We start from the raw sequence: 2,573 nt of genomic DNA, 5'->3' as shown, positions 1-2,573 counted from the left end.
TTTCGGCTCGTCTTCGTCGGGTGGGGTGGAGATGGGTTCGATCTTCTCCACGATCTGGCGCAGCTCCCGGGCGAAGACGAAAGGGCCGGGCAGGGCCTGGAAGTCCTTGTTGGGGGTCAGGTAGTCGAGGAACTTCTCCTCCACCTCGCCGATGTTGTCGTCCGTCACGGCGACGATGGCACCGGCGATGGTCCGCAGACGTTCATGCGGCAGCGCTCCGCAGCGGGCGAATTCGCAGATCTTCGGCATGCGGGCCAGCATGATGCCGACGTCGCAGTAACCCACCGAGCGGCGCTTGCCGGCGCCGATGCGGGTGCCGATGGCCGCCACATGCGAGTCGACGTCGGCATTGCCGGCCGGTGCGACGGCGATGGAGAGTTCGAGTTCGGCGATGTTGCGGGCCCGGGCGATGTTCGCCGCGGGCTCATCGCGTTCGGTCACCCACCGTTTCCGTGGTGGTGGTTGCTCGGGACTTTCGTGGACGTTGCCGTCGTGTTCGTCATGGTCGAATGCCATGTCGATTCCCCCGGGAATGCGAGTACGGATCAAACGTGGATCTGCCTCTAACTGTGCAGTGTGATCGCTCGAGCTGATCTGCCCCGGAGCTGGGCCAAAACCCCCGGCCCAACTCGCTGTCTTGCTTCCTTGCTTCACCTCTCATGATACATGTGTTCGACAGGCGCGCAATCGAACGTCAGGCAACGTTTCGGCGACTTTATGCACCACGGGCCCCACTTGTACCGTTCAGTGTTCCATCACGCGGGATCGAACGAGCTGTCGAACGATCGAGGTTCGACGGTGCGGGAACGCGGGAACGTCGTCAAGCAAAAAGCGCCGGCCCAAGCGGGACTAATCCGGGGACCCTCCCGAGGAACCTCCGGAAGGAACGCGGAAGACGCGCTCGTCCGAGGCACCGGGCTCGCGGCCCTCGGCCTTGTTCACGGTCGCGCCCCACACCTCGACGCCGCCCTCCGCGACGACGGGCGCGACCCAGCCGACGTGGCCGAACTCGCCCTCGAGAAGGGTGGTCGGTGACCCGGCCACGGTCCATGCGCCGAAGGGCCCGGGCTCCGGCGGCGTCACGGGAATGGACACGACGCGCTGCGCACCGGGCACGGCGACGATTACCTCCTGGCCGACGACGGCGCACCCGCCCAGGGAATCGTCGAGATCCACGCCGCCCACCGGCTGAATCAGGCCATCCGACCATTGGCCGAGCATCGGCGTGCCGTCGAGTCGGACGGCCATCAGGGGAGGAGCGCCGTGCGGGCCGTGGCACACCGACAGGATTTCGATGCCGGGATCGCCGGCCAACAGCGTGTTCACGTCGCCCGAGGAATCGAGGTACAGGCCCAAGTTCAGCGGATGCGCGTGCTGCGGCAGTTCACGCAGGTCGGCGCCACCGCCGGGGAGCAGGGTGAGGCGGGCGACGGAACCGTCGAGGCGGAGCAGGAACATCTGGCCGTCCTCGGCGGACGTCGGGCCGGCGGTGATCTGCGCGACGCGAGACCCGGCGTCGGCGATCTCCCGGGGCTCGGTGCCGGCGACGACCAGGTGCAGGCGCCCGTCGGCCGTCGCCGCCACGGCCCGGCCCGGGCCCGGCGACGCGATGGCGGTGATCTCCGCCAGGCACGCGGCGAGGACGACGTCGTCGATGGCGCACGGATCGTCCGACCCGCGGGGCTCGCGCTGGGCGCCGGGCGCGGGCATGGCGTCGCGCATGTGCGAATCCGGCATCGGCAGGCCCGTCGGCTCGGAGGTCCGCTCGGCGAAACCGGCGGCCAGCTCGGGGGAATCGTCCATGCACGCGGCGAGCGTCAGCGAAAGCGCCGCCGTGAGCGCGACCGCGGCATGCTTGGCCAGCGCCCTTCGATTCCGTCCCATGACCGCCAGAATAGGAAATACGCCGCGCCCCCGGCACGTCACCCGCCCGAACCAGTGTCCAGCGCTTACCCTGGGCCCTGTGAGCGACAACACCAAGAACCCGAATCCCCGCAACCTGGGCGACTACGAGGAGGGGCTTGACGACGACTTCGACGTCCCGACCTACCGTCGAATCGCCGACGACGGCCCCGCAGCCGATGTCGCCCCCGAAACCGGCGACGACGCCAAAACGGAGTCCATCGCAGTGCCCGCGTCGAAGATGGACGTGGACGCCGGCGCCGAGCCCGATACCGACGCCCGCACCGAGGTCATCGACGGCACGGGCGCGGGCCCGCTGGCCGGCGGGGCGGATGGGTCGGACGAGACCGTCGCCGCCGCCACCTCCGACTCGTCGGCCTCGCTTGACGACGCCGGCGAAACGCAGGTGATCCCGCGCCGCGACATTTACGCCGCAGCCGGCCGCACCGCGCCGCAGAAGATCGAACCGCTGGCGAAGACCGACGATTACCGCGAGGCCGACGCCGATTTCGCCGCGGACTCCGACGTCGACCAGCCGACGCAGATCGCGCCGGCGGCAACCGGATTCGACCGGGACGCGGACGTCGAGGCAGACGCCGACCGCGGCAACGTCGGCACGGTGGGCGCGGTGGGCGCAGTCGGGGCCGCAGGTCTCGGCGCGGGCGCGGCGG

General features: G+C 69.7%; 2 protein-coding genes and 1 pseudogene. 1 reads left to right on the top strand and 2 read right to left on the bottom strand.

The window, feature by feature from the left end:
• Both GX015_RS03925 and GX015_RS03920 read right to left on the bottom strand, forming a co-directional pair.
• Window positions 1-441 (bottom strand): annotated as a pseudogene (locus tag GX015_RS03925) (hypothetical protein); the annotation flags it as partial.
• A gap of 408 nt (window positions 442-849) precedes the next feature.
• Complete coding sequence (locus GX015_RS03920) at window positions 850-1,884, bottom strand: glucose dehydrogenase (protein WP_291342945.1); 1,035 nt, start codon at window positions 1,882-1,884, stop codon at window positions 850-852.
• A 79-nt stretch (window positions 1,885-1,963) separates the two neighbouring features.
• Here GX015_RS03920 and GX015_RS03915 point away from each other — a divergent pair.
• Window positions 1,964-2,573: hypothetical protein (locus GX015_RS03915; RefSeq protein ID WP_291342943.1), on the top strand; the 610-nt coding region annotated here is incomplete at its 3' end.

This window comes from Corynebacterium sp., assembly GCF_012837295.1.
Lineage (GTDB): Bacteria > Actinomycetota > Actinomycetes > Mycobacteriales > Mycobacteriaceae > Corynebacterium.
The sequence above is the reverse complement of the archived record's forward strand: the minus strand, read 5'-3'. Positions and strand labels throughout refer to the sequence as shown.